Annotated in this window: 24 protein-coding genes; 13 read left to right on the top strand and 11 right to left on the bottom strand. The window is 59.9% G+C overall.

The features are described from left to right. Positions 1-12: 12 nt before the first annotated feature. Entirely contained in the window at positions 13-1,197 is a 1,185-nt protein-coding gene (locus ACJ8J1_RS06385) for a CMD domain-containing protein (protein WP_047575019.1), read from the top strand. Between the two features lie 451 nt (positions 1,198-1,648). Beyond that, positions 1,649-2,197 carry an inclusion body family protein gene (locus ACJ8J1_RS06380; protein WP_033643240.1) on the top strand — a complete coding sequence of 183 codons (549 nt, stop codon included), beginning with the start codon at positions 1,649-1,651 and terminating at the stop codon, positions 2,195-2,197. Positions 2,198-2,285: 88 nt separating this feature from the next. On the opposite strand, the gene ACJ8J1_RS06375 is transcribed toward ACJ8J1_RS06380, so the two are convergent. Together ACJ8J1_RS06375 and dacD are read right to left on the bottom strand one after the other, a co-directional pair. Continuing rightward, positions 2,286-3,191: a LysR family transcriptional regulator gene (locus ACJ8J1_RS06375; protein WP_033643241.1), complete on the bottom strand. Its 906-nt coding sequence runs from the start codon at positions 3,189-3,191 to the stop codon at positions 2,286-2,288. Between the two features lie 64 nt (positions 3,192-3,255). After that, positions 3,256-4,425: a serine-type D-Ala-D-Ala carboxypeptidase DacD gene (dacD, locus tag ACJ8J1_RS06370; protein ID WP_033643242.1), complete on the bottom strand. Its 1,170-nt coding sequence runs from the start codon at positions 4,423-4,425 to the stop codon at positions 3,256-3,258. A 282-nt stretch (positions 4,426-4,707) separates the two neighbouring features. Between dacD and ACJ8J1_RS06365 the strand changes: the two genes are divergently transcribed. Continuing rightward, positions 4,708-7,014 carry an FdhF/YdeP family oxidoreductase gene (locus ACJ8J1_RS06365; protein WP_033643243.1) on the top strand — a complete coding sequence of 769 codons (2,307 nt, stop codon included), beginning with the start codon at positions 4,708-4,710 and terminating at the stop codon, positions 7,012-7,014. A gap of 15 nt (positions 7,015-7,029) precedes the next feature. Here the strand turns inward: ACJ8J1_RS06365 and ACJ8J1_RS06360 are convergent, their stop codons facing one another. Further along, the gene (locus tag ACJ8J1_RS06360) at positions 7,030-7,884 is read right to left on the bottom strand and encodes a LysR family transcriptional regulator (protein ID WP_033643244.1); all 855 of its coding nucleotides are present in this window, start codon (positions 7,882-7,884) and stop codon (positions 7,030-7,032) included. 99 nt (positions 7,885-7,983) lie between these two features. Between ACJ8J1_RS06360 and gloA the strand changes: the two genes are divergently transcribed. Both gloA and ACJ8J1_RS06350 read left to right on the top strand, forming a co-directional pair. Next, positions 7,984-8,511 carry a lactoylglutathione lyase gene (gene gloA / locus ACJ8J1_RS06355; protein WP_033643245.1) on the top strand — a complete coding sequence of 176 codons (528 nt, stop codon included), beginning with the start codon at positions 7,984-7,986 and terminating at the stop codon, positions 8,509-8,511. Between the two features lie 186 nt (positions 8,512-8,697). Then, a complete protein-coding gene (locus tag ACJ8J1_RS06350) occupies positions 8,698-10,632 on the top strand; it encodes an exoribonuclease II (protein ID WP_033643246.1) in 1,935 nt (644 codons plus the stop codon). Positions 10,633-10,706: 74 nt separating this feature from the next. Here ACJ8J1_RS06350 and ACJ8J1_RS06345 read toward each other — a convergent pair whose 3' ends face one another. Next, positions 10,707-12,017 carry an MFS transporter gene (locus ACJ8J1_RS06345; protein ID WP_033643247.1) on the bottom strand — a complete coding sequence of 437 codons (1,311 nt, stop codon included), beginning with the start codon at positions 12,015-12,017 and terminating at the stop codon, positions 10,707-10,709. Positions 12,018-12,047: 30 nt separating this feature from the next. Next, complete coding sequence (locus ACJ8J1_RS06340) at positions 12,048-13,211, bottom strand: M20 aminoacylase family protein (RefSeq protein ID WP_033643248.1); 1,164 nt, start codon at positions 13,209-13,211, stop codon at positions 12,048-12,050. A gap of 384 nt (positions 13,212-13,595) precedes the next feature. On the opposite strand from ACJ8J1_RS06340, the gene ACJ8J1_RS06335 reads away from it, so the two are divergent. Next, positions 13,596-15,662: a carbon starvation CstA family protein gene (locus ACJ8J1_RS06335; protein WP_033643249.1), complete on the top strand. Its 2,067-nt coding sequence runs from the start codon at positions 13,596-13,598 to the stop codon at positions 15,660-15,662. A 48-nt stretch (positions 15,663-15,710) separates the two neighbouring features. Here ACJ8J1_RS06335 and fsa read toward each other — a convergent pair whose 3' ends face one another. Beyond that, entirely contained in the window at positions 15,711-16,376 is a 666-nt protein-coding gene (fsa, locus tag ACJ8J1_RS06330) for a fructose-6-phosphate aldolase (RefSeq protein ID WP_033643250.1), read from the bottom strand. A 149-nt stretch (positions 16,377-16,525) separates the two neighbouring features. Between fsa and ACJ8J1_RS06325 the strand changes: the two genes are divergently transcribed. The 4 genes from ACJ8J1_RS06325 to osmB all read left to right on the top strand — a co-directional run bounded on the left by ACJ8J1_RS06325 (position 16,526) and on the right by osmB (position 21,136). After that, complete coding sequence (locus tag ACJ8J1_RS06325; RefSeq protein WP_103681802.1) at positions 16,526-17,425, top strand: glycyl-radical enzyme activating protein; 900 nt, start codon at positions 16,526-16,528, stop codon at positions 17,423-17,425. Between the two features lie 4 nt (positions 17,426-17,429). Continuing rightward, positions 17,430-19,862: a formate C-acetyltransferase/glycerol dehydratase family glycyl radical enzyme gene (locus ACJ8J1_RS06320; protein WP_103681803.1), complete on the top strand. Its 2,433-nt coding sequence runs from the start codon at positions 17,430-17,432 to the stop codon at positions 19,860-19,862. A gap of 50 nt (positions 19,863-19,912) precedes the next feature. After that, the gene (locus ACJ8J1_RS06315) at positions 19,913-20,659 is read left to right on the top strand and encodes a DeoR/GlpR family DNA-binding transcription regulator (protein WP_004930631.1); all 747 of its coding nucleotides are present in this window, start codon (positions 19,913-19,915) and stop codon (positions 20,657-20,659) included. Between the two features lie 258 nt (positions 20,660-20,917). Then, entirely contained in the window at positions 20,918-21,136 is a 219-nt protein-coding gene (gene osmB / locus ACJ8J1_RS06310; RefSeq protein ID WP_004945176.1) for an osmotically-inducible lipoprotein OsmB, read from the top strand. Positions 21,137-21,324: 188 nt separating this feature from the next. On the opposite strand, the gene yciH is transcribed toward osmB, so the two are convergent. Together yciH and pyrF are read right to left on the bottom strand one after the other, a co-directional pair. Then, the gene (gene yciH, locus ACJ8J1_RS06305) at positions 21,325-21,651 is read right to left on the bottom strand and encodes a stress response translation initiation inhibitor YciH (protein WP_046687152.1); all 327 of its coding nucleotides are present in this window, start codon (positions 21,649-21,651) and stop codon (positions 21,325-21,327) included. A 10-nt stretch (positions 21,652-21,661) separates the two neighbouring features. Next, on the bottom strand, positions 21,662-22,390 hold the full coding sequence (pyrF, locus tag ACJ8J1_RS06300) for an orotidine-5'-phosphate decarboxylase (protein ID WP_103681804.1): 729 nt from the start codon (positions 22,388-22,390) through the stop codon (positions 21,662-21,664). 329 nt (positions 22,391-22,719) lie between these two features. On the opposite strand from pyrF, the gene bhsA reads away from it, so the two are divergent. Continuing rightward, positions 22,720-22,980 (top strand): multiple stress resistance protein BhsA, encoded by a 261-nt coding sequence (bhsA, locus tag ACJ8J1_RS06295; RefSeq protein ID WP_046687154.1) that lies wholly within the window; start codon positions 22,720-22,722, stop codon positions 22,978-22,980. Positions 22,981-23,152: 172 nt separating this feature from the next. Continuing rightward, positions 23,153-23,452: a hypothetical protein gene (locus ACJ8J1_RS06290; protein WP_033643255.1), complete on the top strand. Its 300-nt coding sequence runs from the start codon at positions 23,153-23,155 to the stop codon at positions 23,450-23,452. 61 nt (positions 23,453-23,513) lie between these two features. Here the strand turns inward: ACJ8J1_RS06290 and lapB are convergent, their stop codons facing one another. The 3 genes from lapB to pgpB form a co-directional block, all read right to left on the bottom strand. After that, positions 23,514-24,686 carry a lipopolysaccharide assembly protein LapB gene (gene lapB, locus ACJ8J1_RS06285; RefSeq protein ID WP_019452693.1) on the bottom strand — a complete coding sequence of 391 codons (1,173 nt, stop codon included), beginning with the start codon at positions 24,684-24,686 and terminating at the stop codon, positions 23,514-23,516. A gap of 6 nt (positions 24,687-24,692) precedes the next feature. Further along, the gene (locus ACJ8J1_RS06280; RefSeq protein WP_033643257.1) at positions 24,693-24,995 is read right to left on the bottom strand and encodes a LapA family protein; all 303 of its coding nucleotides are present in this window, start codon (positions 24,993-24,995) and stop codon (positions 24,693-24,695) included. A gap of 298 nt (positions 24,996-25,293) precedes the next feature. Beyond that, complete coding sequence (gene pgpB / locus ACJ8J1_RS06275; RefSeq protein ID WP_033643258.1) at positions 25,294-26,058, bottom strand: phosphatidylglycerophosphatase B; 765 nt, start codon at positions 26,056-26,058, stop codon at positions 25,294-25,296. Positions 26,059-26,336: 278 nt separating this feature from the next. Here pgpB and ribA point away from each other — a divergent pair, with 278 nt between their 5' ends. After that, on the top strand, positions 26,337-26,930 hold the full coding sequence (gene ribA / locus ACJ8J1_RS06270; protein WP_019452695.1) for a GTP cyclohydrolase II: 594 nt from the start codon (positions 26,337-26,339) through the stop codon (positions 26,928-26,930). Positions 26,931-26,962: the final 32 nt, after the last annotated feature.

Raw genomic sequence — 26,962 nt, 5'->3', positions numbered from 1 at the left:
AAGGATTGACCTATGGAACGACTCCGTCGACAACATAATGCCCAGTGGTATCACGAAACCCAAAGCAGCGTGCGGGGCGATGCGCCGCTGGAACCCCAGGCGGCCACCCTTCGCGATCGCTTTCTGCTGGGGCTGGGCGCCTTCGCCGATGAAGCCTTAAACAATGCGCTCAGCGCTCGCGCCGGGGTGTTCAGCGCCTCGTTGGCCGGTTACCACGCGCTGTTTCCCGACCAGGTGCCGCTGTCACGATACGTGACATTGTCACCCTACGATCGCCTCAGCACCGCGTTGACCGTCGCTCAGGTGACGGGCGTGCAATCGCTTTGTAGCCACTACGCCGCCCGCCTCGCCCCGCTGCACAGCCCGGACGCCTCCCGGGAAAGCAATATCCGCCTTGCTCAGATCACCCAATATGCCCGCCAGCTTGCCAGCCAGCCCACGCTGATTTGCCGCAAGGCGCTGCAACAACTCGCCGACGTCGGGCTGAGCCCGGCGGATATTGTCACCTTTTCGCAGGTGATCGGTTTTGTCAGCTATCAAGCGCGCGTGGTCGCCGGCGTCGCGGCGTTGGCCGGCCGCCCGGCGGTGGTAGTGCCCGGCTTTCCTAACGTCGAAGACGCCGATGGCATCGCTTTCAGCGCCGACGAACTGAATTGGTCTGCCCGCCTGCCACCGATAGACGCGGAAACCGCCGCCGCCGAACAGCTTGATGTGTTGGATCAAAGTCACCCGCAGGCGCGCGCCGAATCTTATTATTTGCTGTTAGCCCACGACGCCGCCACCCTGCGCGAGCGCAACGGGGTGTTCAACGGCATCAATGCCGAAGGATATGGGTTATCGAGTCGCCTCAAGGCGCTGGCGACGCTGGCGGTCTCGCGCATCAACGGCAGCCGTTACTGCGCGGCCACCGTCGCGCAAGAATTGCAGGATGAGGGATTGGTTCAGGCGCTGTTCGCCGGGCTGCCTCAGGGGCTGGCGTATACCGAAGATTCGGTAAAACTCGCAGTGATGCGCACCGCCGCCGAGCTGACTCGCGCACCTGAGAAGTTCACCCCGCAGAGCGTGCAGCCGCTGTTCAACAGCGGCCTGGATCAGGCGCAGGCGCTGGAGGTGATCCTCACCGTCGCGCTCTACGCCTGGGAAAACCGCCTGCGCCAAACGCTGGGCGATGCGGAACCGGCACAGACTGCCCTGTAATCTATCAATGAGTTGGCGGCCCATTTTGCCGCTAACTCATCGCCCGTCCTTTTTAGAGATAAATATCAATAATCATTTAAATTTCAAATTTAAAACCAAATAATTTAATTAAATTAGTGTTAAACTCCATTTTTCTCTATTTTATTCTCCCGTCGCACTTCGAGAAAATTATCACTACAAACAGGATAATAGGCAGTTCGTGCTCGCCTCTCATTCTGTAACTGCATTTATCTCAGAATCATCAAAACAAGGTTTTAACCCTGCTAATTAATAGAGGCACCCATTAATTTCTCTACATTTTCACCGGTGGCTGCCTTGTTATTTAGTCTCTATGATTAAGCCGATAGCGCCGTTGTCACTCCTCATTTTAAATATCCATTCAATAAACGGCTGCCATCAACCCCATTATTTTCACTTTCTATCACAGCAAAAAATATTGTGAGGCTAACTTATGTCTGAACAAGAACTTAAATCCAGCAACAATATCGTTAACGTTATTGTCGTCATCGATACCGATGCGCTGATAGAAGCATTCGAGAATAAAAACCCCAGTCAGGATGCCGGCAGCCCGACGGGCATCGGCCACCAATATGCCTATATGGTCGTCACTTCCGAACAGGTGATCGGCGGCTCCGGCACGGCGGACCTGAATTTTAAAGCCAATGTCGGCGACGTCATCCGTTGGACCGGCACTTCCGAATCGGCAAATTTCGATGCCGGCGTCCTGATCTATGGGCTGCCGCAGTTTGGCAGCGGCACCCAGGTTTTCTCCAACCCGACATTCAAAATGTACACGCGCAGCTCGATGATGCCTGCGCAAAATACCGTATTCCCCGTCACTTTCACCAACCAAACCTATTGGTTCATACAGGCTGACATTACCAATACCGGCACGGAAAACTATTGCATTCAATTTGGCCTTTATTATCGACCAAACGGCGGAGACCAAAAACTATTAGGTTACTTCTATTGGGATCCGACTATTACCGTCGGCAATTAACACGTATTTCAGCAACCATTAGAAGAGAAATGATTATGGCCCCTAGGGGCCATAATCATTGCCGGGCACGGGATAAACTTAAATTTTTCTATCCATTTTGCCGCCGCAACCACTCGCTGGCGGCATCGAAAAACTTCTGCGCCAACGGCGTGGCGCGCTCCGACATATCGACCACCACCGCCGCATGACGCGGCATGGCGGCGATGGCCACCGGACGCCGCTGCAATGCCGGCATCAGCGGCGATTGCAGTTGGCCGCGCGGGAACAACCCGCAGCCCAACCCGACGAAAATCCCCTCCAGCAGTTGGAAGATAGAGGTAGTTTCCAGCCGCGGGTGCAGCGTCAATCCAGCGTCGCGGAAATGCTGATCGAGATAGCGGCGGAAATAACGCGTCGGCTCGGCCAGACACAGCGGCAAGGCGGCCACTGCCTCCAGCGGCAACGGCGCATCCCCCACCAGCTTAGGGAAATGCTGCGGATGAAACACCAGCTCAACGCCGGTTTCCACCAGCGGCTGCGATTGGAAATGCAGTTCTTTCAAGGTCGACAGCTCGAAAAAGCCGATGCCGATATCTACGGTGTGCGCCGTCAGCGCCTCCAGCAGCTGATCGGCGCTCAGCACCGCCAACCGATAATCAAGATGGGGATAACGTTCGCTGACCGCCTTGAGCATTTCCGCCACCGAGATGCTGCACTGTGGCACCACGCCGAGGCGCAACGTGCCGTGCAAGCCGTGCTTGAGCGACTCCACCTCCAGTTTCAGCCCTTGGTAGACCGAGACGATCTCGCGCGCCCACGCCAACACCCGTTCGCCCTCGGCGGTAAAGCCGCCGAAATGGTTGCCGCGGTTAATCAGCGAAACGCCCAGTTCTTTTTCCAGATTTTTCAATCGCATGGACAGCGTCGGCTGGCTGACGAAGCTGGCTTCCGCCGCCCGGCCGAAGTGGCGCTCCCGTTCTAAATTACACAGATAAATCAGTTGTTTAATATCCATAGCGCGGCTCAATGATCGGCATTCGCACCAGTATACCACCGGGCGCCGTCGCCCGCCCGGTGAGTCAGAGTTTGAGCTTCACGTAATCCGCCAGGCGGGAGAACACCCCGCCCTGCGGCACCGCCCGCAGCGCCACCAGTGGCAGGGTTTTCACCACCTGACCATTGTCGCTGATGCGGATCTCGCCGACGTTTTGTCCTTTGTTGACAGGCGCTTCCAGCCGCGCAACGTTGAGCACGTACTGCGCCTTCAGCTTGTCCGCCTCGTTTTTCGGCAGGCTGAGCGACTGGTCCTGCGCGCTGCCGACCGGCAAGCGGTGGCTTTCACCATACCAGATCGGCTCTTCCCCCAGGCTCTGGCCGGCGCTGAACAGGTGTACCGTGCTAAAGTCGCGCAGCCCCCAGCTCAGCAGCTTGCGCGCCTGTTCCTCGCGGCCTTTTGAACTTTTGCCGCCCATCACCACGGCGATCAGACGGCGATCTCCTTCGGTGGCGGAAGCGATGATGTTGAAGCCGGCCGAGGCGGTGTGTCCGGTTTTCAGTCCGTCGACGTGCAGGGTCTTGTCCCACAGCAGGCCGTTGCGGTTCTGCTGCGTGATGCCGTTCCAGGTCAGCGATTTCTCGCTGTACATATGGTATTCCGCCGGCTCGCTCATGATGATGGCGCGCGCAATCACCGCCAGATCGCCGGCGGTGGTGAACTGGCCCGGCGCATCCAGCCCGTGCACCGTTTCAAAATGCGTGTTCTGCAATCCCAGCTGCGCGCTCTTCTCGTTCATCAGCTTGACGAAGTTGGCCTGGCTGCCCGCCACATAGTCCGCCATCGCCACGCAGGCGTCGTTGCCGGAATCGATGATGATGCCGCGGCTGAGATCGCGTACCGTGACCCTGTCACCAGGCTTCAGGAACATCAGCGAGGAGCCTTTGAACACCGGGTTGCCCTGCGCCCAGGCGTCTTTCCCCACGGTGACGACATCGTCGAGGCCAATCTTATGCTCATCGAGCGCATGGTCGATCACCAAACCGGTCATCAGTTTGGTCAGGCTGGCCGGATTGCGCCGCTCGTCGGCATTGCCGGCCGCCAGCACCTGGCCGGTGGTGTAATCCATCAATACGTAAGAGGCGGCGTCTATCGCCGGTGGGGTCATGGTGGAAAAATGGGACGCCGTTTCCGCCGCCTGCGCCGCTAAAGGCAGTAAGATACCGCCGATCACCACTGATACTGAACGCTTCACGCTGTGTTCCTCAGGCCCGCAGGCTAAATAAAATGCCAATATAATCCGCGAGATAGACTGCATGAATTCACTTTCAGGCGAAACCATTACTCTTTTGCAGCGGGTGTCTTTATGCAACCATTTGTTTAAGTCAGCGTCCGCCTGCGATAGATATGCTCTATGCCGCCATTGCCCCATTCGATTAGACGCCTGCCTGCCGCGCCCCTAAACTTGTGACATAAATACGCAAGACGCATAAAAAAGCGTTTACTTTTTAGCTACAACCACCTGCGAAGTGTCACCATGAAATTCAAACCGTCAATCAAGCCTTATACCGGCCCAGCGGGCGGCTGGGGTTCGCTTGAAGCCACCACCCGCTTTGTCCTCGACAGTAAACAAACCCTAAAAAACATGCGCAACCTGATGCGCGTCAACAAGGCGCGCGGCTTCGACTGCCCCGGTTGCGCCTGGGGCGACGACAACCACAGCACCTTCAGCTTCTGTGAAAACGGCGCCAAGGCGGTCAGTTGGGAAGCGACGCGCAGCGCCGTCGAGCCTGAGTTCTTCGCCGCGCACAGCGTCAGCACCCTACAGCAGCAGAGCGACTATTTCCTCGAATATCAGGGGCGCCTCACGCATCCGATGCGCTACAACGCCGAAACCGACCACTATGAGCCTATTCATTGGCCGGACGCGCTGGCGCTGATCGCCAGGCACATCAACGCAATGGACAACCCGAATCAAATCGAGCTGTATACCTCGGGCCGCGCCAGCAACGAAGCGTCGTACCTTTATCAACTGTTCGGCCGCATGCTCGGCACCAGCAATTTCCCCGACTGCTCCAACATGTGTCACGAGGCGAGCGGCGTCGGGCTGAAGCAAAGCATCGGCGTCGGCAAAGGCACCATCCGCATCGATGACTTCGAAAAAGCCGACGCCATCTTCGTGTTCGGTCAAAACCCCGGCACCAACCACCCGCGCATGCTTCACAGCCTGAAAAACGCCGCCCGACGCGGCGCGCGCATCGTCAGTTTCAACACCCTGCGCGAGCGCGGGCTGGAAAGATTCGCCGATCCGCAGGATCCGGTGCAGATGCTGACGCCAAAATCCTCGCCGATCAGTTCCTCCTATTACCAACCGAATCTGGGCGGCGATATGGCGGCGGTGCGCGGCATGGTGAAAGCGCTGCTGGAAACCCACCGCCAGCGGCTGGCCGCCGGTGAACCCGCCCTGTTCGACCTGGCGTTTATCGAACGGCACAGCGTCGGCGTAGAGGCATACCTGGCGCAGGTGGATGCGACCGAGTGGCAGACCATTACCGCGCAGTCGGGCCTGAGCGAGGCGCAATTGCGCCAGGCGGCGGCCACTTACCAGGGCGCCGAGCGGGTGATCTGCACCTGGGCGATGGGCGTGACTCAGCATAAGCACTCGATTGCGACGGTGCGTGAAATCACCAACCTGCAGCTGCTGTTCGGGCAACTGGGCAAACCGGGCGCCGGTCTGTGCCCGGTGCGCGGCCACAGCAACGTCCAGGGCAACCGCACCATGGGGATTGACGAGAAGTCGCCCAAGGCGCTGCTCGACAGCCTGGAACGCCACTTTAACTTTACCGCCAATCGCGCGGTGGGCCACAACACGGTGGAAGCGATCGAAGCGATGTTGCGCGGCGAAGTGAAAGTGCTGATCGCGCTGGGCGGCAATCTGGCCGCCGCGGCGCCGGACACCGAGCGCACCGCCCGCGCCCTGCGCAACTGCGATTTGACGGTACACATCAGCACCAAACTTAACCGCAGCCACCTGGTGACCGGCAAAGACGCGTTGATCCTGCCGACGCTGGGCCGCACCGAATTGGACATGCAGGCCAGCGGCTCGCAGTACATCACGGTCGAAGATTCTTTCAGCATGGTTCACGCTTCGGAAGGCATCGGCAAACCGCTGGCGGATACCCAACGTTCGGAAACGGCGATCGTCTGCGGCATCGCCGACGCGGTGCTGGGCACGCAGCAGTTGGACTGGCTGGAGTTGGCCGACGACTACTCGCTGATCCGCGATCATATCGCCGCCACCATTCCCGGCTTTGAGGATTTCAACCGTCGCTGCGAGCAGCCCGGCGGATTCTACCTGGGCAATGCCGCCGCCGAACTGCGCTTTGCCACGCCGAGCGGCAAGGCGGAATTCAGCGCCGCCGCGCTGCCGGCGACCCTGTTCCCGCAACTGGGCGACGTGCAAGCGCCGTTTACCCTGCAAACGCTGCGCTCGCACGATCAGTACAACACCACCATCTATGGCCTGGATGACCGCTACCGCGGCGTTTACGGCCAGCGCGAAGTGTTGTTCATCCATCCGGAAGATCTGGCGGCGCTGGGCCTGCAGGATGGCGAACGGGTTGAGATAGAGACTCTGTGGAACGATGGCGTGGTGCGTAAAGTGGACGGATTCAAGCTGGTGAGTTACGACATTCCGCGTGGCAACCTGGCGGCCTACTACCCGGAAACCAACCCGCTGGTGCCGCTGGCCAGCTTCGGCGACGGCACCGGCACCCCGACGTCGAAGTCGATCCCGGTGGCGATTCGCCGCAGCGAACAGCACCCCTCGCTGCGCATTGCCTGAAAACGCGCGCCCGGTTCACGCCGGGCGCTTCAATATCGCCAGGATGGTCTGTAATTCGTCGGACAGCTGATGCCGTCGCCAGACGAAGTACAGATCGCTCACGCCCTCCTCGCCCATTTCCACCACCTTCAGCCCCGGAGCGGGCAAAATCTGCGGCAGCAAAGAACCCGGCACGCAAGCGACGCCGCAACCTGCCTGCACGCAGGCCGCCATCGCGGCATAAGACTCCATTTCCAGCGTCATGCGCGGTTTCAGCCCGCGCGAGGCCAGCCAGTGATCCACCTTCAGGCGAAACGAACATTCGCGGCTGAACGTGTAAAATTCCAGCGCCGCCAGCGTGGCGGCATCGGGCTGCCCGGCATCGGCCGGCATCAGCATCACCAGCCGTTCGTCAAACGCCTTTTGGCTGGCCAGCAACGGATGTTCAATCGGGCCGTCGGTGATCGCCAGATCGAGGGCACTGTCGATCAGCATGCGCTCCAGCACCAATGAATCGCGGCTGAGCACGTTGATCTGCAGATGGGGTTGTAAACGGCGCAGCCGGGCGATGCGCGCCGGCAAATGGCTGACCAGCGAGAAATCCAGCGCCCCGAGGTTCAGCAGCCCATGCTGATGCTCGCCGGCGAACAGCTGCTTGCTGCGCTCCGCCTGCGCCACGATGTCGCGCGCCTGCTGATAGAACAGGCGCCCTTTGGGATTGACGTACAGCCGGTTCTTGTCGCGGAAAAACAGCTCGCCGCCCAGCGACTCCTCCAGCTCGCGCAGCCGCAGCGTGACGTTGGAAGGCACGCAGTGCAACTCACGCGCGGCGGCGGCGATGGTTTTGCGCTCCACCACGGTGCAGAAAAACTTCAGCTGGCTCAGCTTCATCTCTCATTCACTTTTAGTTAGTGTTTTAGTTAAAAACAATCACTTTAGATTAGCATTGATTTCACCTACAGTCTGCCGACACCCTGAGGAGGATCTCTGATGCCACTGAATGATTTACTGACGCTGCCCGGCGTGGCGGCCCAACCGGACGCGGTAACCGACGGTTACGTGTTCAACCACACCATGATCCGCGTGAAGGATCTGACCACCGCGCTGGATTTCTACACTCGCGTACTGGGTTTTACCCCGGTCTATCTGGAAGAATTCAAAGAGGCCGCCTTCACCATCTGCTACCTGACGCGCAGCCCGCGCGAGCAGATCCCGCAGGATGACGACGAACGCAAACGCTGGGCGCTGAGCCAACCGGGCATTCTCGAGCTGACCCATAACCACGGCACCGAAAATCAGGCGGATTTCCATTACCACAACGGCAACGGCGAGCCGCGCGGCTTTGGCCACCTGTGCGTCACGGTGCCGGACGTGCGCGCCGCCTGCGAGCGTTTTGAGCGCCTGGGCGTCACCTTCCAGAAACGCCTGCATGAAGGCCGCATGAACTACGTCGCGTTCATTCGCGATCCGGACGATTACTGGATTGAAATCCTGCAGCCGACGCCGCTGCAGGACTGATTGTCCCCCTCCTTCACCCCGGCCTGCGCGCCGGGGTTTTTCATCGTTCGCCCTTCGATTGACCAATCTTGCGCAAAATCGCGCGGCAACGCGGGGTTCCGTGACGTTAGGCTTGCTCGCAGCGGGTGATTCGCGTAAAACTGTCAGCCGCAAATCTTGCCACTCACAACCCATTCACTGGACGATATGTTTCAAGATAACCCGCTGCTGGCGCAGCTAAAACAGCAACTTCACTCTCAGACCCCGCGCGTTGAAGGCGTAGTGAAAGGGACTGAGAAAGGCTTTGGCTTTCTTGAAGTAGACGGTCAAAAAAGCTACTTCATTCCGCCGCCGTACATGAAGAAAGTCATGCACGGGGATCGCATTATCGCCACCCTGCACACCGAGAAAGAGCGCGAAATCGCCGAGCCGGAAACCCTGGTCGAGCCATTCCTGTCGCGCTTTGTCGGCCGCGTGCAAAAGCGCGACGATCGTCTGTCCATCGTGCCCGATCATCCGTTGCTGAAAGACGCGATTCCGTGCCGCCCGGTGCGTGAACTGACCCACAACTTCCAGGCCGGCGACTGGGCGGTGGCGGAAATGCGCCGCCATCCGCTGAAAGGCGATCGCGGCTTCAACGCCGACCTGACCCAGTTTATCACCGACGGTGAAGACCATTTCGCCCCGTGGTGGGTGACGCTGGCGCGTCACAACCTGGAAAAAGAGGCGCCGGAGATGCAGGCCCTCAGCGAGCCGGACTCTGAGCTGGTGCGTGAAGATCTGACCGCGCTAGAATTCGTCACCATCGACAGCGCCAGCACCGAAGACATGGACGATGCGCTGTACGTGACCGACAACGGTGACGGTTCGCTGCAGTTGACCATCGCCATCGCCGATCCTACTGCCTACGTAGAACAAGGCAGCAAGCTGGACGATATCGCCCGCGTGCGCGCCTTCACCAACTATCTGCCGGGCTTCAACATCCCGATGCTGCCGCGCGATCTGTCGGACAACCTGTGCTCGCTGCGCCCTAACGAGCGCCGTCAGGTGCTGGCTTGCCGCGTGACCATCGCCGCCGACGGCGCGCTGGGCGAAGATATTCAGTTCTTCGCCGCCGAGATCGAATCCAAAGCCAAACTGGTGTACGACGAAGTCTCCGACTGGCTGGACGGCATTGCCGGCTGGCAACCGCCGAGCGACGCCATCGCGCAACAGATCACCCTGCTGAAACGCGTTTGCGACGCGCGCAACGCCTGGCGCCACCAGCATGCGCTGGTATTCAAAGATCGCCCGGACTACCGCTTCGTGCTGGGTGAAAAAGGCGACGTGCTGGAGATCGTTACCGAGCAGCGCCGCAGCGCCAACCGCATCGTTGAAGAGTGCATGATCGCCGCCAACGTCTGCGCCGCCATCGTGCTGCGCGATCGCCTGGGCTTCGGCGTGTACAACGTGCACACCGGTTTCGATCCTGCGCTGGTTGAGCAAGCGGTCACCGTATTGCAGGCCAACGGCGTCGAAGCCGAAGCCGAGAAGCTGCTGACCCTCGACGGTTTCTGCGAACTGCGCCGCCACCTGGATGCGCAGCCGACCCAGTTCCTCGACAGCCGCATCCGCCGCTTCCAGACCTTCGCCGAGATCAGCACTACGCCGGGGCCACACTTCGGTCTGGGTCTGGAGGCTTACGCCACCTGGACATCACCGATCCGTAAATACGGCGATATGGTCAACCATCGCCTGCTGAAGGCGATCATCAACCAGCAGCCGGCGGAAAAACCGCAGGATGACGTGACGGTGCAACTGGCGGAACGCCGCCGCCTGAACCGCATGGCGGAACGCGACGTCGGCGACTGGCTGTACGCCCGCTTCCTGCAGGACAAGGCCGGTACCGATACCCGCTTCAACGCCGAGATCATCGACGTGACACGCGGCGGCCTGCGCGTGCGCCTGCTGGACAACGGCGCGGTTGCCTTCATCCCGGCGCCGTTTATTCACGCGGTGCGTGACGAGATGCAGTGCAGCCAGGAAACCGGCACCGTGCAGATCAAAGGCGAAGTAGTTTATCGCCAAAGCGATACCTTGCAGGTCACCATCGCCGAAGTGCGCATGGAAACCCGCAGCGTGATCGCCCGGCCGGCGGCCTGAACGCCAGCCTGAAACGGTAGCGACGCCAAACGCCGACGGTGAAAACCGCCGGCGTTTTTTTTCGTCCGCGCTCGCTAACGCAATGGGTTACCGCCGGTTTCACGCAGCAATGGCAGCACCGCCAACGAAGCCAGCGTCGCCAGCATCAGGTAGACGGCGGGCGCCAGCAGCGAGCCGCTCAACGCGATCGACTGCGAGGCGATATATTGGGCGAAGCCGCCGAAAATCGCCACGCCGAGGCTGTAGACCAACGCAAACCCCAATGCGCGAATGCGCTGCGGAAACAGCTCCGAAATCATCAGCATGGTCGGCACCGAGCCGAGCGTGGTCAATCCGACCAATATCGCGACAATCAGCAGCAGCACCGCCGGATGCGGCGCGGCGCTCAGCCACCAAAACGCCGGCAAGGCCACGATCAAGATAGCGATGCGCGAGCCTCGGATCAGTGGCAAGCGGCCATAGCGATCGCACCAGTGCCCGACCAACAGGCTGCCGCCGAAGGTCACCAGCCCCGCCAGCAGCATCGCGGCATAGCCGTAGGCCTGCGGCATGCCTAAGTATTTCACCGCGTAAGTGCCGAGATAATACATCGAGATGTAAGTGGCGACGGTGGCACCAATGGTCAGCATCACGCCGAGCACCACCGCTCGCGAGTGCCGTCGCAGCTGCGCTGGCGGTTCATGAGCCCGCGACACCGGCGGCCGGTCGCTTTCCAATCCGAGACGCAGCCAGCAACCGAGCGGCGCCAGCGCCACGCCGATAAAGAACGGAATGCGCCATCCCCACTCGGCCATGGCGTTCGGCTCGCCGGAGATCGCCGGCAACGCCGCGCTGAGCGCCAGCGCGGTGACGCCGCCGACCACGGTGGCGATGCCCTGCGTCGCCAGCGACCAACTGGAATAGAAGCCTCGCCGGTTAGGTGGTGCCGACTCCACCAGCAACGACATCGATGCGCCCACCTCGCCCCCCGCCGCCACGCCCTGGATCAAACGCGCCGCCACCAGCGTGACGGTTCCCCAATAACCGGCGCTGGCGTAGGTCGGCGCAAAGCCGATCATCGCCGTGCCGAGGCTCATCAGTGAAATCGTCAGGATCATCGCCGGCTTGCGGCCATGGCGATCGGCATAGGCGCCGATCAGAATGCCGCCCAGCGGCCGCATGAAAAAACTGACGCCAAACGTGGCGAACGCCAACAGCAACGCCAAATTGGGATCGCTCGAGGGGGGAAAAAACAATACGCTGATATAAATAACGAAGAAGTTATAGATACCGAAATCGAAAAACTCCAGCGCATTGCCGAAGGAGGCGGCAAATATCACTTTCTTGCCGCCTACCCTCGCGGGCGCGTTTATTGTTGGTTGCGTCGCCGCCGTATTTTCACTCATCATTATCTTCCCTGTTATTATTCTTCGAATTTATTTTAAATACGCTTCCGCCAACGCTCCCCAATACTGGCTGCCGGCCGCCAGACACCCATCGTTAAAGTCATATCCCGGGTTATGCACCATGCAGCTTCCTTCGCCGTCACCGTTACCGATGATCAGGTAGCAGCCTTGCGGATGCGCATCGAGCATAAAGGCGAAGTCTTCGCTGCCCATCAGCGGCCTGGCGCCGTAGTGCGCGCGGGCGGCGCCGAACTGCTGCTGCGCCACGCGGTGGGCGAAACGGGTCATCGCTTCGTCGTTGACCAACACCGGCGTGCCGTTAACGTGTTCCACCGTCGCGTGGGCGCCGAAGCTTGCCGCCTGCGCTTCGATCAGCGCCGGAATGCGCGCCAGCAGCGTAGCGCGCGCCTGGCGATCCAGCGAGCGTACGCTGAGCTTCATCTCCGCGCTATCCGGGATCACGTTGGCCGCCTCGCCGGCCTTGATGCTGCCAACGGTGATCACCGCCGCCTCCAGCGGATCGATATTGCGCGAAACGATGCTCTGCAGCGCGACGGTGATATGCGAGGCCACCAGCACCGGATCGACCGCCAGCTGCGGGATGGCGCCGTGGCCGCCGCGCCCCTGCACCCGCACGTTGAACTGATCCATCGAGGCCATGAACGGGCCGTGCTGGAAGAAGAACTCGCCGAGCGGCATCCCCGGCATGTTGTGCATGGCGAAGATGGCATCGCAGGGGAAGCGTTCGAACAGCCCCTGTTCCACCATGCGCGCGCCGCCGTTCAGCATCTCTTCCGCCGGTTGGAAAATCAGGTGCAGCGTGCCGTTGAAGTTGCGCGTTTGCGCCAGGTAGCGGGCGGCGCCGAGCAGCATAGTAGTATGGCCGTCATGGCCGCAGGCGTGCATGCGGTTGGCCACGCTGCTGCTCCAGGGTTTGCCGTTGTTTTCCTCGATCGGCAAGGCGTCCATATCGGCGCGCAGTCCGAGGCGTTTAACGCCGTCGCCCACCCGCAGCGTCCCCACCACGCCGGTGCCCGCCAATCCGCGGTGTACCTCATAGCCCCACGAGCTTAGATAATCCGCCACCAGATCGCTGGTGCGAAATTCTTCAAAACCCAACTCGGGATGCTGGTGAATATCATGCCGGATGGCCGTAAGCTGCGGTAAATACCCTTCAATGACTTTATTTATCATAATTAAATTCCTTTCGTAGCTTTATTATTTATTTAATGAATGAATAAAAGTGCGAATTGAAATAAAGGTATAACACGGCATGAGTAATTTTATTTCGGCGCGCCTCGCCAGATAAAATAATAGGCCGCCAGACGCCGTGCTCTGATAAAAAACGGCGATGATTCGCTGTATGCGAAGTGAAAGTGCAGAATGAACTTCTGCCGGGAAGCGCATGGGCCGCAGCCTGCGCCAGCGGTGTTTCATCACGTTGTTTTTACACTAAAACCCCACCTGCTTCACATTTCTCATCCGACCTGCCACGGTTCGGCGGCAAAACTTCTACTGTTAAAACGTCATTCCTAATAACAACGTCGATTTTACCTCTGCACGCCAAGGAGTTATTTCATGAGAAACATCAGGTCCGGATTTATCTGGCTGCTGGTGGCGTTGGTCGGCGCCTTCGCCTTCGCCATGCTGGCGCTCAGCCGCGGCGAGCACGTCAACGCCGTCTGGCTGGTGGTCGCCGCCGTCGCCTGCTACAGCATCGCCTACCGCTTCTACAGCCGGTTCATCGCCGACAAGGTCTTTGAACTGGATGACCGCCGTCTGACCCCGGCCGAACGCCACAACGACGGCCTGGACTACGTGCCCACCAACAAATGGGTGCTGTTCGGCCACCACTTCGCCGCCATCGCCGGCGCCGGGCCGCTGGTGGGGCCGATCCTGGCCGCGCAGATGGGCTTCCTGCCGGGAACCATCTGGATCCTGGTCGGCGTTATGTTGGCCGGCGCGGTGCAGGATTTTCTGGTGCTGTTCATCTCCACGCGCCGCGACGGGCGTTCACTGGGGGAAATGGCCAAGCAAGAGCTGGGGGCGTTCGCCGGGGTGATCACCATGCTCGGCGCGCTGGGGGTGATGATCATCATCCTGTCGGCGCTGGCGTTGGTGGTAGTGAAAGCGTTGGCCGACAGCCCGTGGGGGCTGTTCACCATCGCCGCCACCATCCCGATCGCCCTGTTCATGGGCATCTACATGCGCTTTATCCGGCCGGGCAAGATCGCTGAAATTTCGGTGATTGGCTTCGTGCTGATGCTGCTGGCGATCGTTTACGGCGGCAACGTGGCGCAAGATCCCTATTGGGGACCGTTCTTCACGCTGCACGGCACCACCCTGACCTGGGTGCTGGTGATCTACGGCTTCGTCGCCTCGGTGCTGCCGGTGTGGCTGCTGCTGGCGCCGCGCGATTACCTTTCCACCTTTATGAAAATCGGCGTCATCATCGGCCTGGCCATCGGCATCGTCTTCGCCATGCCGGAGATGAAAATGCCGGCGGTCTCGCGCTTTATCGACGGCAGCGGCCCGGTATTCGCCGGCGCCCTGTTCCCGTTCCTGTTCATCACCATCGCCTGCGGCGCCATTTCCGGCTTCCACGCGCTGGTCTCCAGCGGCACCACGCCGAAGCTGGTGGAGCGCGAAAGCCACATCCGCTTTATCGGTTACGGCGCCATGCTGATGGAATCTTTCGTCGCCATCATGGCGCTTATCTGCGCCTCGGTGCTGGATCCGGGCGTTTACTTCGCCATGAACTCGCCGGCGGCGCTGATCGGCACCACGGTGGAAAATGCTTCGCAGGTCATTAACAGCTGGGGCTTTATCGTCACGCCGGAAACGCTGGCGCTGATCGCCAAAGAGGTGGGCGAGAACGCCATCCTGTCGCGCGCCGGCGGCGCCCCGACCTTCGCCGTGGGCATGGCGCACATCATCAGTGAGGTGTTCAACAGCCGGGCGATGATGGCGTTCTGGTACCACTTCGCCATTCTATTCGAAGCGCTGTTCATCCTGACCGCCGTCGACGCCGGCACCCGCGCCTGCCGCTTTATGGTGCAGGATCTGGTGGGCGTGGCGGTGCCGCAGCTGGCCAATAACCGCTCCTGGTTCGGCAACCTGGCGGGCACCACGGTGGCGGTGGCCGGTTGGGGTTTCTTCGTGTATCAGGGCGTGGTCGATCCGCTCGGCGGCATCAATACCCTGTGGCCGCTGTTCGGTATCGGCAACCAGATGCTGGCGTCGATGGCGCTGATCCTCGGCACCGTGGTGCTGTTCAAGATGAAAAAGCAGCGCTACGCCTGGGTGACTATTCTGCCGACCGCCTGGCTGTTCGTGACCTCCATGACCGCCGGCTGGCAGAAGATCTTCCACGAAAAACCGAGCATCGGCTTCCTGGCGCAGGCGAAGAAGTTCTCCACCGGCATCGAGCAAGGCACGATCATTGCGCCGGCCAAGTCTCTGAAAGACATGGAAACCATCGTGTTCAGCAACCAGATCAACGCCGCGCTGTGCGGGTTCTTTATGCTGGTGGCGGTGACCATGCTGATCGCCGCCTTCTTCGCGATCCGCCGGGCGCTGCGCGCCGAACAGCCGACGGCGCACGAGGTCGGCGCCGCGCTGAGGGAAGAGGCCGGCCGCAGCTAAACGAACCGAGCATCAAGCAAGGGCGCCGCGGCGCCCTTTTTACTGGCTTTAGCCTAACAGCGTGGAGCCGAACGCCCCTTGCCAATCCTGTTCGAATTTCTCGACTGCGGCCTGCACTGCCGGCGCATTCAGGAACTGCTCCGCGACGTCCACCGGCAGCGTGATGGCCTGGCAGCCCGCCAACAGGCACTCCAGCGCCTGGCGCGGCGTTTTGAAACTGGCGGCCAGCACCTGCGCCGACGGCGCATGCAGGCTCAACAGCTGCTGCAGCTCGTGCACCATTTCGATGCCGTCGCCGCCCTGCGCGTCCACCCGGTTGACGTAAGGCGCCACATATTCCGCCCCGGCCAAGGCCGCCAACAGCCCCTGTGCAGCGCCGTACACCGCGGTGCCCAACGTCGGAATGGACATCGTTTTAAGCTTCTTGATCGCCGCCAGCCCTTCGGCGGTCGCCGGGATTTTCACCACCAGCCCCGGTACCCGCTGGCTGAGCAGCGCCGCCTCCGCCACCATACGTTCCGCATCGGTCGCCATTACCTGTGCGAACAGCTTGCCGGTGCCGCCGAGGGCGTCGCGCAGCGCGGGCAGCACTTCCCAGATCGGCTTGCCTTCCTTCGCCACGATGCTCGGGTTGGTGGTGACGCCGTGCAGCGGCAGAATGCGCGCCAGGCGTTTTACCGCGGTCACATCGGCGGTATCGAGATAAAGCTCCATCACGGACTCCTGTGTCATGTTCTGTGGGCGGATTCAAACTCTGATCATCATAGGGCAAAAACCGCGCTAACTTTTGATCAAAATCAACTCAACTTTCATTCGAAACATCTTTAATGGAGAAAGATACAGCAACGCCAAACGGGTGACTCATGATCTTCAATGTGCAGCGCTACTCGACCCATGACGGCCCGGGCATCCGCAGCGTGGTCTTTTTAAAAGGCTGCCCGCTGAGCTGCCGGTGGTGTCAGAACCCGGAAAGCCGCTCGCGCCACGCAGACCTGCTGTTTGACGAACGTCTGTGCCTGAGCGGCTGCACGCTGTGCGCCGAGCGTTGTCCGCAAGGGCTGCAACGCACCGACGGGCCGCTGACGCTGCAACGCGAGCTGATTAGCGCAGACGATTATGCCGCCCTGGCCGCCGCCTGCCCGACCGGCGCACTCAGTCTGTGCGGCAGCCCGATCAACCCCGACGATATCATGGCCGAGGTGATGCGGGATAAGCCTTTCTACCTGCGCAGCGGCGGCGGTTTAACGCTGTCCGGCGGCGAACCCTTTATGCAGCCGGACATCGCGGCGGACCTGCTGCGGCGCGGCCGCGAGGCCGGCATCCACACCGCCGTCGAATCCTGCCTGCACGTCCCATGGCGTTATATCGCCCCTTCGCTGCCGTGGCTGGATCTGCTGCTGGCCGATCTCAAACACACCGACGAAGCGCGCTTCAGAGCCTGGACCGGCGGTTCCGCCCGCCGGGTGATGAGCAATTTTCGTCGGCTGGCGGCGCACGGCGCGCAAATGACCGTACGCGTGCCGCTGATCCCCGATTTCAACGCCGATCGCCGCTCTGTCCGTGCCATCGTCGACTTCGCCGCCGACGAGATCGGCGTGTCGGAGATCCACTTTCTGCCGTACCACACGCTTGGCATCAACAAGTACCACCTGCTCGGCGAACCCTACCATGCCGCACGCACGCCACTGGACGCACCCGACCTGCTGGCCTTCGCCGAAGACTATGCCGGCGCCAAGGGCCTGACCGCCATTTTGCGAGGATAACACTATGACCACGTTGGATTTGACTACCCTGAGCGCCCGTATCCAGGCGCATAAGAATGCGCTGATTCACATCGTCAAACCGCCGGTGTGCACCGAACGCGCGCAGCACTATACCGAGGCCTATCAGCAGCATCAGGACAAGCCGCTGCCGGTGCGCCGCGCCCTGGCGTTGGCCAACCATCTGGCGAAACGCAGCATCTGGATCGCCAACGACGAGCTGATCGTCGGCAACCAGGCCAGCGAGCTGCGCGCCGCGCCGATCTTCCCCGAATACACCGTCGGCTGGATAGAAAACGAAATAGACCAGTTGGCCGACCGGCCGGGCGCCGGTTTTTCGGTTAGCGACGAGAACAAGGCAATTTTGCATCGTCTGTGCCCCTGGTGGCGCGGCCAAACGGTGCAGGATCGCTGCTACGGCATGTTCACCGACGAACAAAAGGCGCTGCTGGCCACCGGCATCATCAAGGCCGAGGGCAATATGACCTCCGGCGACGCCCATCTGGCGGTCAACTTCCCGCTGCTGCTGGAACAAGGCCTCGATGGCCTGCGTAAAAAAGTGAACGCGCGCCGCAGCCGCCTGCGTCTGACCGAGTGGGAAGATCTGCACAAGGCGCAGTTTCTCAACGCTATCGATATTGTGCTGACGGCGCTGAGCGGGCACATCCTGCGCTTCGCCCGCCTGGCGCGCGACATGGCGCAAAACGAAGCCCGCGACTGGCGGCGCGCCGAGCTGCTGACCCTCGCGGACAACTGCGACCGGATCGCCCATCGCCCGCCGCAAACCTTCTGGCAGGCGCTGCAGCTGTGCTATTTCATCCAGCTGACGTTGCAGATCGAATCCAACGGCCATTCGGTTTCCTTTGGCCGCCTCGATCAGTATCTCTATCCCTGGTATCGGCGCGACGTGGAGCTGGAGCAAAACCTGACGCGGGAAAACGCCATCGAGCTGCTGCACAGCTGCTGGCTGAAGCTGCTGGAGGTCAACAAGATCCGCTCCGGCTCGCACTCCAAGGCCTCCGCCGGCAGCCCGCTGTACCAGAACGTCACCATCGGCGGCCAAAAACTGGTCGATGGCCGGCCGTGCGACGCGGTCAATCCGCTGTCCTACGCCATTCTCGAATCCTGCGGCCGCCTGCGCTCCACCCAGCCCAACCTCAGCGTGCGTTACCACGCCGGGATGAGCGCCGATTTCCTCGACGCCTGCGTACAGGTGATCCGCTGCGGCTTCGGCATGCCGGCATTCAATAACGACGAAATCGTCATTCCCGAGTTCATCAAGCTGGGGGTCGAACCGCAGGACGCTTACGACTACGCCGCCATCGGCTGTATCGAGACCGCCGTCGGCGGCAAATGGGGCTATCGCTGCACCGGCATGAGCTTCATCAACTTCGCCCGCGTGCTGCTGGCGGCGCTGGAACAAGGCCGCGACGCCACGTCCGGGCAGATTTTCCTGCCGCAGGAACAGGCGCTGTCCAAAGGAAATTTCGCCGATTTCGAGCAGGTCTTAACCGCCTGGGATCGGCAAATCCGCTACTACACGCGCAAGTCGATCGAGATCGAGTGCGTGGTAGACAGCGTGCTGGAGGAGAACGCCCACGATATCCTCTGCTCCGCGCTGGTGGATGACTGCATTGAACGCGGCAAAAGCATCAAGCAAGGCGGCGCCAAATACGATTGGGTTTCCGGCCTGCAGGTCGGCATCGCCAACCTGGGCAACAGCCTGGCGGCGGTGCGAAAACTGGTGTTCGACCAAGGGGCGATCGGCCAGCAACAGTTGGCGACGGCGCTGGCCGAAGACTTCGCCGGGCTGGATGGCGAGCAGCTGCGCCAGAGGCTGCTTAACGCTGCGCCCAAATACGGCAACGATGTAGACGAGGTCGATCGGCTGCTGGTGCGCGCCTACCAAACCTACATCGAAGAACTGAAACAGTATCGCAACACCCGCTTCGGCCGTGGGCCGATCGGCGGCGGCTATTACGCCGGCACCTCGTCGATTTCGGCCAACGTGCCCTTCGGCGCTGCCACCCTGGCCACGCCGGATGGCCGCAAGGCGCACGCGCCGCTGGCGGAAGGCGCCAGCCCGGCGTCCGGCACCGACCACCTGGGGCCGACGGCGGTGTTTAATTCGCTCGCCAAGTTGCCGACCGAGGCGATCCTCGGCGGCGTGCTGCTCAACCAAAAGCTGAACCCGGCGACGCTGGACAACCCGCGCGATCGGGAGAAGCTGATGCTGATGTTGCGCACCTTCTTCGAGAGCTATCGCGGCTGGCATGTGCAGTACAACATCGTGTCGCGCGACACGCTGCTGGCGGCGAAGCAACACCCTGACCAATATCGTGATTTAGTGGTTCGCGTAGCTGGCTATTCCGCCTTCTTTACCGCATTATCCCCTGAGGCGCAGGATGATATTATTGCGCGCACAGAACATACTCTTTAAACCTTTGACTCTTAGCGGCCGCGCCTTGGCGGCCGCATCATCAGGCCGATATGAATTTACGACAACAGACCATATTGCAGTTGGTTAACGATCGCCGCCGGATCAGCGTCAATGAGCTGGCGCGCGCTTCGGGCGTCTCGGAAGTCACCATCCGGCAGGATCTCAACCTGCTGGAAAAACGCAGTTATCTGAAGCGGGTGCACGGCTCCGCCGTGGCGTTGGAAAGCGACGACGTCGACGCCCGCATGATGTCCAATTTCACCCTTAAGCAACGATTGGCGCAGTACGCCGCCGCGCAGGTCAACGACGGCGAGACGATTTTTATCGAGAGCGGCAGCGCCAATGCCCTGCTGGCGCGCTACATCGCCGAACGCAAGCGCATTACGCTGATCACCGTCAGCCACTACATCGCCAACCTGCTCAAAGAAACCGACTGCGACGTGATTGTGTTGGGCGGCATGTACCAGAAGAAAAGCGAGACCGTGGTCGGCCCGCTCACACGGCTGTGCATTCAGCAGGTGCATTTCAACAAAGCGTTTATCGGCATTGACGGCTTTCAGGCCGAAACCGGCTTTACCGGCCGCGACATGATGCGCGCCGATGTGGTCAGCGCGGTGCTGGCCAAGGGCGTGGAGAATATCGTGCTGACGGATTCCAGCAAATTCGGCCAGATCCAGCCTAACCCGCTGGCGCAGCCGGGGCAAATCAGCCGGGTGATCACCGATTCACGTTTGGCGCTGGAGTATCAGCATCAGCTGAAACGTCAGGGCGTACAGGTGGAGCTGGTCAACGAATAACGCGCCGCGCGGGCCACGCCGCCCGCCGTTTCCCTTGCGCAGCGGGATTTTAAGACTATTTACCTGTTTATCCTTCCCGAGAAACCTATACTCAGCTTCGGTAACTTTTGGGCCGTAACCCGCTAATTATTCGGCCGTTAACAAAAAATGCCATTTTTTATATCGATACCGTATGGGAATCAACAGCAGGCCTGATTTATGGTTAACGCCTATACTTATAGGGCACTTCCATATAGCCAATGCTAAGGAGAAGTCATTATGATGATTATCAATAAACGTTTCGCCACCGCCGCTCTGGCTCTGACTCTGGCGTTTTCACTGAGCGCCTGTTCCAACATGTCCAAACGCGATCGCAACACCGCTATCGGCGCCGGTGCCGGTGCAGTCGGCGGCGCAGTGCTAACAGACGGCAGCGCGTTGGGCACGCTGGGTGGGGCTGCAGTGGGGGGCATCATCGGTCACCAGGTTGGCAAATAACCTGCCCGATGCTCCTCCGCCGACAGGCGGGCAAAAGCGCCTCGGCGCTTTGACGTATTAACCAATAACGATGATTTCAGGTCTGTTTTACTTTAAGTCTATGGTTCTTTCGCCGTTAACGGGTTAACCCCCGGCAGCAACAACCTCTAGCCATGCCGCAGCATTGCACTGCGGCATGGCGATTCGCCTCAACCGCCCGCCAGTTTGACCTTCATGCCTTTGGCTTCCAGCAGCTCTTTGAGCAGATCGCGTTTATCGCCCTGGATCTCGATGACTCCCTCTTTCACCGAGCCGCCGCAGCCGCATTTCTTTTTCAGTTCGGCCGCCAGTTTGTCGAGCGCGGCATCATCCAGATCGACGCCGGTAATCAGGCACACGCCCTTCCCCTTGCGGCCGCTGCTCTGGCGCTGGATGCGCACGAAGCCATCGCCTTTGGCGCGTTGCGGTTTAACCTCTTCCTGCTTGATGCGACCGGTGTCCGTGGAATACACCAGACGGCTGTTATCGTCATTCATCATCGCTTCCTCAGGCCAAAGAGGCGCGGATCGCGCGCAGCGTCGCGGCCGGATCCGCAGATTGGGTGATCGGACGCCCAATCACCATATAGTCCACGCCGGCGGCCTGCGCCTGCACCGGCGTCATAATACGACGCTGATCGCCCGCCGCGCTGCCTTCAGGGCGGATCCCCGGCGTCACCAGTTGGAAAGCCTGCCCGCAGGCGGCCTTCAGGCGCTGCGCTTCGTGTGCCGAACACACCACGCCGTCCAGCCCGCAGTCGCGGGTCAGGCGCGCCAGGCGCTCGGCGTGTTCTGCCGGACTGGCCTCGATGCCGATGCCGCGAAGGTCTTCCGCTTCCATGCTGGTCAGCACCGTGACGGCGATCAGCAACGGCGCATCCGCCCCGTATGACACCAGCGCTTCTTTAGCGGCGGTCATCATGCGCGCGCCGCCGCTGGCGTGGACGTTGACCATCCAAACGCTCAGCTCGGCCGCCGCCGCGACCGCATGCGCAGTGGTATTGGGAATATCATGGAATTTCAGGTCAAGAAATACGTCGAAGCCGCGCCCGTGCAGATCGCGCACCAGCTGCGGCCCAAACAGCGTGAACATTTCTTTGCCCACTTTCAGCCGGCAGTCTTGCGGATCGATACGGTCGGCGAACGCCAGCGCAGCGTTCTTATCGGCGTAATCCAACGCCACAACGATTGGAGATGATTTTAAGTCATTGTTATTAGCGTTATTTTCAGACTTCATTTCTTCTACCTTCTGTAAAATGGAGATAATCAGGGACTCACCCGCGAAACTGACCGCCGCATTCTACATGCCAGGGGCCAGAAATCCCAGCCACAGCGCGCACCAGCGCTCTGTCATGTTACCTTGCGTCTTTGTCATGGCGCGTCAACGTAAGCGCGTCAGCAATAAACCACGCAGCGTAAAACGCCGTAAAGATGCGTAAATTATCAATCAAATATTTTGAATTACTTACTCAGCATTATCAGATTTTCAATCGGCCCAGATGCTTTATTATTCACCACATCGGAAGCGAATGGCTTCCTTCCTAAATAAACAGACTGGAGTCACCCATGAAAATCATCAAATATTTTGCAGCCGCTGCCGCTATCGCACTGACCTCTTTCGCCACTTTGGCCGCTGAGCCGATCAACAGCCAGCAGGCCGATAGCCTGACCGCGACCGGCGTCGTTTCCGCAGGCCACGCAACCACCCTCAGCAGCCTGGAGAAAAAACTGGCCGCTAAAGCAGATGCTCAGGGCGCCAGCAGCTACCGCATTATCTCCGCCGGCGGTAACAACATGTTGAGCGGCACCGCGATCATCTACAAATAAGGTTTCCGGTACAGGGCCCGAGATTTCGGGCCCTGTCTCTGTTTCCCGCTTGAAAACCCCGCATTTGCCCCGCCCTTTATTGTTACAAAAATATTAAATTTTTATTACACACTAGACACCCGATCGCCAGTGGCTTAGCTTGAAGGCATCTTCCTGCAGAAAGGCTTTCAAAATGAGCGAGATATCAACACTTACCATTAAAATTCCTCTGGCACTGAAGGAGAAAATCCGCGCCGCCGCCGCTGAAAACGAATTTTCATTGAGCGTGGAAGTGTGCCAGCGCCTGGAAAGCAGCTTCAACGCGCCCGTCGTCAAGGCAGAAAAACCGGCCAAGAAAGCGGACGACCTGCACCACGGCGAGATCGACAATCAAAGCACCGAAGAAGAAATCGAACAGCCTCTGAGCCAGAAAGAGCTGAAGAAGCTGCGTCAGCTATTGAAAACCGGCGCTAAAGGCGGCAAGAAAAAGTAAGCGATGAACATAGAAAAACGGGGCGATCAATCGCCCCGTTTTATTTTGTCTCACCGCCGCGCTATTGTCCGTCCAGACCGCGGATCGGTTTAACCGATGACCAGGCGCGACACGACGGACAATGCCAATAGAGCGAGTGCGCCGTGAAGCCACATTTGTGGCAGCGGTAACGCGGCTTGGTGCGAATTTGCTCACCGACCATATCGCGCAACAACAGCAGACTCTCTTTCGCACGGCCGTCTTCAGCGTCCGCCAGGTGATAATCCATCAGCCGATAAAACACCCGCATAGTGGGGTGACGCTGCAGCTGACGGTTGATATAGACCTGCACCACGTCGCGCCCTTCGTGCTGCTCGATGATTTCGGCCAGCATCAGATCGGCGGTTGCGCCGGTGTTCTCTTCCACGCAGCGCTTCAGGAAATCAGCCCAGTTGTGCTGCTGTTCCGGCAGGTGCCGGTAGCATTCCTGCAGCATCGGCAGCGTTTCGCTGACCAGCTCTTTATCCTGACTCAATACGCGTTGCAGCGACTCCGCCGCTTTGGCGTAGTCGTTTTGCGCCATGTAAATGCGCCCGAACATGATGGACACGCGCGCGCACTGTTTATCGGCCGCATCCGCACGCTTGAGCAGGCTCATCGCCCGATCGAGATCGTCGCTGCCCATCGCCTGCAGCGCCAGTTCACAATAAAAGTGCGCGATCTCAACGCGTTGTTTCTCTTTGCCCAGCTTGACCAACTTTTCCGCCACGTCGATCGCTTTCTGCCAGTCGCTGGTCGCCTGATGGATCACCAGCAGTTGCTGCAGCGCCGAGACGCGAAAATCCGCTTCGTCAGTCAACTGGCTGAACATGTCTTCCGCGCGGTCGTAAAGCCCGGCGGCCATATAGTCACGGCCCAGCTGCTGCACCGCCAACAGGCGCTGTTCAAAGGTCAGGGAAGCGCTTTCCATCAAGGCCTGATGGATGCGGATAGCGCGGTCGACTTCGCCGCGCGAGCGGAACAGGTTGCCCAACGTCAGGTGGGCCTCAACGGTGTTGCTGTCCTCTTTCAACATGTCGAGGAACAGATCGACCGCCTTATCCTGCTGGTTTGAAAGCAGAAAGTTCACCCCTGCCACGTATTCACGCGACAGGCGGTTGGCTTCTTGCTGTTTATCCTGCTGAGCGCTTCTGCGCCCCATGTACCAACCGTACGCGGCAGCCACGGGCAGCAACAGAAACAGCAGTTCTAACATAGAGGGTTATTCCTTGCTGACAACGGCCTGAGCCGCCGGTTCAGCGGGCTGCTCAAGCTGCAGCTCCAGCCTTTTGATCTTGCGCTCGGCGCGGCCCAGCGCAATGCGCGTACGCAGATAGAACAGACCGCAAATGATCCAGCCGAGAATGAAACCGGCGCCAAACAGCGTGGCCAACAGGGTCGATACGCGATAATCGCCCTGCGCAACCAGATAGTTAAAATTGACCACCTGATCGTTATGCGCACCCAAGGTGACGGAAATCACGAAGATCACCAGAACCAACAAAAAAATCAGCAAATATTTCACATTCTTTCCCGCGATGCCGAGTGAATCGGATGAACGATGCCAAAACGTGGCGTCCCTAACCCTTAAGTTAGCATTTCCCGTTGCGGCAGGGAAACCCTGCGGCACGATAAAACCACATATCTGCTGGCATATTCGGCAGTAAACGGCTTTAACGAACAAATTGATGAGAAAGCTTCTCAAAACGTCGAATTTATAAGGATATGGGGGCGACGGCGCGGATTGCAATGGCGGGAAAATGTAAGCGGTTAATGCGGCGCCGATCTGGCGCCGCGCTTTTTGTGACATGGTCACATAACGTTCATTTCTCCGGCTTGCGCGCCGCGATTTCCTGCTGCTCTTGCGGCGGCGGCGTCAGAGGACCGAACCAGCGCTGCGCCAGCCAGCAGGTGATCACCACCAGCAACCAACTGATCAACGTGGCCATCGCAAGATCGCGCGGCCAGTGCATGCCCAGCAGCAAGCGGCTGCCCATTACCCCGGCCGCCCACACCATCAGGATCGCGACGGTTTTGTAATGGCGGCGCGGCCACAGCAGCCCTACCCCCAATAGCGCCCAGGTGGCGGCGAACATGGTGTGCCCCGACGGAAAAGCAAAGCCGGTTTCAAACTGCCAGTGCTTGCGCAGCCAGCCCGGCACCAGCGTCTGGTCTTGCAGTTGCTCGCGCACCAGCGCGCTGCGCTCTTTGCGCTGCAGCGAGTAGAAATACTTGCCGTCCACGCCGTGGGTTTGCTCCAACCACACCACGAAAGGACGCGGCTCTTGCACCCGATCCTTGATCAACGACTTCACGCCCTGCCCAATCAACAGCGCGGCGAAAAGCAGCATCGCCAGACCGATGGCCGGCTTCAGCCGAAAGCGCAGGCACCACAAAAACCAACCGCAGAGGATCGCGCTGGTCAGAATGCCCCACGGCGAGGTCACGGTTTCGGTCACCCAGTACAGCGCTTTCAGCAGCCGGTCATTGCCGCCGGGTTGCCAGTGCCAGCCGGATACCCAGACCGCCAGCGGCATCAACAGCAGCAGCAACGCGCCGCCCGCCGTGCGTTTTGCTATCTCATACATTCCCGTTTTCCTCTGCGTGAATCAGGCTGCAGTGTAACAAGAGTGCAATATTGATAACACGCGAAAAATTAAACAGATAGACAACCTATCGCAATAATAGGTGGCCAGAAAACGCCATCTGCTGGTTTGCTGAGCACCGCCCGGCAAGAAGTTGTGGCAAAATAGCCGATAATTAACGAAATAGAGATCGGCGTAGCACGTTTTAGTCTTGGTCAATGCACTGACCGGACTTAGGATGCGCGACAATGATTGAATCGTAGGTTTTTGTGGAGAGTGACATGCAGCTTAAACGGGTGGCAGAGGCTAAACTGCCGACACCTTGGGGCGATTTCCTGATGGTAGGATTCGAAGAACTGGCGACCGGGCACGATCATCTGGCGCTGGTATTCGGTGATATTTCCGGTGAAGCGCCGGTGCTCGCACGCGTGCATTCCGAATGTCTGACCGGCGACGCGTTGTTCAGCCTGCGCTGCGACTGCGGTTTTCAGCTGGAAGCCGCACTGGAGCAGATCGCCGAAGAAGGCCGCGGCATCCTGCTTTATCATCGCCAGGAGGGCCGCAATATCGGCCTGTTGAACAAGATCCGCGCCTATGCCCTGCAGGATAAGGGCGCAGACACCGTGGAAGCCAACCATCAGCTCGGCTTCGCCGCCGACGAACGCGACTTCACCCTGTGCGCCGACATGTTCAAACTGCTGGGCGTCGACGCGGTGCGCTTGCTGACCAACAACCCGAAAAAGGTCGAGATCCTGACCGAAGCCGGTATCAATATCAGCGAGCGCGTGCCGCTGATCGTCGGCCGCAATCCGAAGAACGAACACTATCTGGCCACCAAGGCCGCCAAAATGGGCCATTTGCTCGACCAGAAGTGATCGCCGCCACGGTGAAAACAATCAGGGCGCCT

It is taken from the genome of Serratia sp. CY37869, from assembly GCF_052168895.1.
GTDB classification, from domain to species: domain Bacteria; phylum Pseudomonadota; class Gammaproteobacteria; order Enterobacterales; family Enterobacteriaceae; genus Serratia; species Serratia ureilytica.
Note: the sequence above shows the minus strand (reverse complement) of the source record. Positions and strands in the feature narration are given on the sequence as shown.

Coding starts and splice junctions, on each gene's coding strand:
- ACJ8J1_RS06385 (WP_047575019.1), top strand. CDS start 13: ATGGAACGACTCCGTCGACAACATAATGCCCAGTGGTATCACGAAACC.
- ACJ8J1_RS06380 (WP_033643240.1), top strand. CDS start 1,649: ATGTCTGAACAAGAACTTAAATCCAGCAACAATATCGTTAACGTTATT.
- ACJ8J1_RS06375 (WP_033643241.1), bottom strand. CDS start 3,191: ATGGATATTAAACAACTGATTTATCTGTGTAATTTAGAACGGGAGCGC.
- ACJ8J1_RS06365 (WP_033643243.1), top strand. CDS start 4,708: ATGAAATTCAAACCGTCAATCAAGCCTTATACCGGCCCAGCGGGCGGC.
- ACJ8J1_RS06360 (WP_033643244.1), bottom strand. CDS start 7,884: ATGAAGCTGAGCCAGCTGAAGTTTTTCTGCACCGTGGTGGAGCGCAAA.
- gloA (WP_033643245.1), top strand. CDS start 7,984: ATGCCACTGAATGATTTACTGACGCTGCCCGGCGTGGCGGCCCAACCG.
- ACJ8J1_RS06350 (WP_033643246.1), top strand. CDS start 8,698: ATGTTTCAAGATAACCCGCTGCTGGCGCAGCTAAAACAGCAACTTCAC.
- ACJ8J1_RS06345 (WP_033643247.1), bottom strand. CDS start 12,017: ATGAGTGAAAATACGGCGGCGACGCAACCAACAATAAACGCGCCCGCG.
- ACJ8J1_RS06340 (WP_033643248.1), bottom strand. CDS start 13,211: ATGATAAATAAAGTCATTGAAGGGTATTTACCGCAGCTTACGGCCATC.
- ACJ8J1_RS06335 (WP_033643249.1), top strand. CDS start 13,596: ATGAGAAACATCAGGTCCGGATTTATCTGGCTGCTGGTGGCGTTGGTC.
- fsa (WP_033643250.1), bottom strand. CDS start 16,376: ATGGAGCTTTATCTCGATACCGCCGATGTGACCGCGGTAAAACGCCTG.
- ACJ8J1_RS06325 (WP_103681802.1), top strand. CDS start 16,526: ATGATCTTCAATGTGCAGCGCTACTCGACCCATGACGGCCCGGGCATC.
- ACJ8J1_RS06320 (WP_103681803.1), top strand. CDS start 17,430: ATGACCACGTTGGATTTGACTACCCTGAGCGCCCGTATCCAGGCGCAT.
- ACJ8J1_RS06315 (WP_004930631.1), top strand. CDS start 19,913: ATGAATTTACGACAACAGACCATATTGCAGTTGGTTAACGATCGCCGC.
- osmB (WP_004945176.1), top strand. CDS start 20,918: ATGATGATTATCAATAAACGTTTCGCCACCGCCGCTCTGGCTCTGACT.
- yciH (WP_046687152.1), bottom strand. CDS start 21,651: ATGAATGACGATAACAGCCGTCTGGTGTATTCCACGGACACCGGTCGC.
- pyrF (WP_103681804.1), bottom strand. CDS start 22,390: ATGAAGTCTGAAAATAACGCTAATAACAATGACTTAAAATCATCTCCA.
- bhsA (WP_046687154.1), top strand. CDS start 22,720: ATGAAAATCATCAAATATTTTGCAGCCGCTGCCGCTATCGCACTGACC.
- ACJ8J1_RS06290 (WP_033643255.1), top strand. CDS start 23,153: ATGAGCGAGATATCAACACTTACCATTAAAATTCCTCTGGCACTGAAG.
- lapB (WP_019452693.1), bottom strand. CDS start 24,686: ATGTTAGAACTGCTGTTTCTGTTGCTGCCCGTGGCTGCCGCGTACGGT.
- pgpB (WP_033643258.1), bottom strand. CDS start 26,058: ATGTATGAGATAGCAAAACGCACGGCGGGCGGCGCGTTGCTGCTGCTG.
- ribA (WP_019452695.1), top strand. CDS start 26,337: ATGCAGCTTAAACGGGTGGCAGAGGCTAAACTGCCGACACCTTGGGGC.